This is a genomic window from Pseudoxanthomonas sp. LjRoot204_2 (genome assembly GCF_056175765.1).
Genome location: NZ_JBGFFG010000574.1, coordinates 1 through 1,759, shown reverse-complemented (window position 1 = coordinate 1,759; position 1,759 = coordinate 1). Strand labels below are relative to the sequence as shown.

Annotated in this window: 1 protein-coding gene; it reads right to left on the bottom strand. The window is 70.5% G+C overall.

The features are described from left to right. Nucleotides 1-163: 163 nt before the first annotated feature. The coding region (locus AC04L7_RS18000) for a glycoside hydrolase family 3 C-terminal domain-containing protein (RefSeq protein WP_475513610.1) at nucleotides 164-1,759 on the bottom strand (1,596 nt) is incomplete at its 5' end.

Genomic DNA, 1,759 nt, shown 5'->3' with positions numbered 1-1,759 from the left:
GTCCCGCATCGGCTGGTCATCCGTGACTCGGTGGCAGCGCCCCCGAAGCGGCGGTAGCGCGCGGCAGATCGTCATGCCGCGTGCCTCCTCGAGGCATGAACGACGGTCACCGGCGCGATGACGCCCGCACGCAGCGTCATCGCASGGGGATGATGCGCGAGGGTCATGCGTCCGGGCATGCGACGCTGGCCTCGGCCTCGTTCAGCGCGCCAAGCGCCACGCGCGATACCGAGATCGTCATCGTCCCGGCGGTACCGACGGACCACGGACGATCCAGCTTGGCGACATCGGCACCGGCCTTGGCCAGGCATTTCAGCGGCACACCGACGCGCGTCCATTGGCCCACCGGCAACGTCGCCAGCGTCGGCGCCAGCGCCACGCGCGCGGTACATCCGGTGCCGCAGCCGACCGACAGCCAGGCCTCGCCGCTGGGCGCCGCATCCACGCGCAACGTGGTCAACAGCATCACGTCGCCGTTGCTCTCGCGCTGCAGGTCCAGCGCCGTGTGCGACTGCAACGCCGCGACCGCCTCGCCCTTGCCCGACCAGGCCAGACGGCGCGCGTCCTCCTGCGCCTGGTGATCCACGCCGGTGACCTTCAAAAGCTCGCCGTCGAGCGCCTCCGGCACCTTGGTGACCGTCACGCCCTGCCCGTCCGCGGCTTCGAGCCGCAACGCCATGCCGGACCCGGCCTCGCCGCGCGCGAAGAACACGCCCGTCGCGCCTTCATCGCCGCTCACGCCGGAGTCTTCCGGCAACGCGGCCAGGTCGCCCTTGTCGGCGTAGGTCAGGCCGAAGCCGAACGCGAACAGCGGGTCGTAGCCTTCCTGTCCCACATTGTTGGCGTATTGCGTGGCCGTGCGCGGCCAGCTGAAGCTCAGCTTGCCCTTGAAGTCGTGCTGCACGCTGCCATCGGCCTTGCGCAGCAGCACGTCGGCGATGCCCGCGCCTTCCGACCCCGGCAGCCAGGCGGCCACGAACGCATCGGCCGCGTTGATCTCGCGGTTCATCCACAGCGGACGCCCGCTCAGGAACACCGCCACCACCGGGATGCCCTCGGCCTTCAGCCGCTTGATCAGTTGCAGATCGCTGTCATCGCCGGGCTTGTACAACAGCGTCTGCAGGTCGCCCTGGAACTCCGCGTACGGGTTCTCGCCGAACACGACCACCGCCACGTCGGGCTTCTGCGTGTACGTGCCGTCGACGGCGAGGATCGCCTCGCCTCCCGCCGCCTTCGCCTGCTGCGCGATGCCCTCAAAGATCGAGTCCGCGTTCGGGAAATCCTTGCGCGTGGTGCCCGTGCCCTGCCAGTTGAGCGTCCAGCCGCCGGCCTGCTTGCCGACATCGTTCGCGCCGTCGCCGGCCACGAGGATGCGCTGCTTCGGCGCCAGCGGCAGCACGCCGCCGGCGTTCTTCAGCAGCACCAGCGATTCGCGCACGGCCTGGCGCGCCACGGCGCGGTGCTCCGGGGCGCCGAGCAGGGCGAACTGGCCACCGACGGCCCGCGTCGACGGCTTGCCCGCCTCGAACAGGCCCAGGCGGACCTTCACCCGCAGGATGCGGCGCACCGCATCGTCCAGCCGCTCCTGGCTGATCGTGCCGGCCTTCACCGCCGCCAGCGTGGTCTCGTAGAAGCCCTTCCAGCTGTCGGAGGCCATCGCCATGTCCAGGCCGGCGTTGATCGTGGCCGGGCAGTCGGTGTTCGTGCAGCCCTTCACCTGGCCGTGGCCGTTCCAGTCGCCGACCACGAAGCCGCCGAA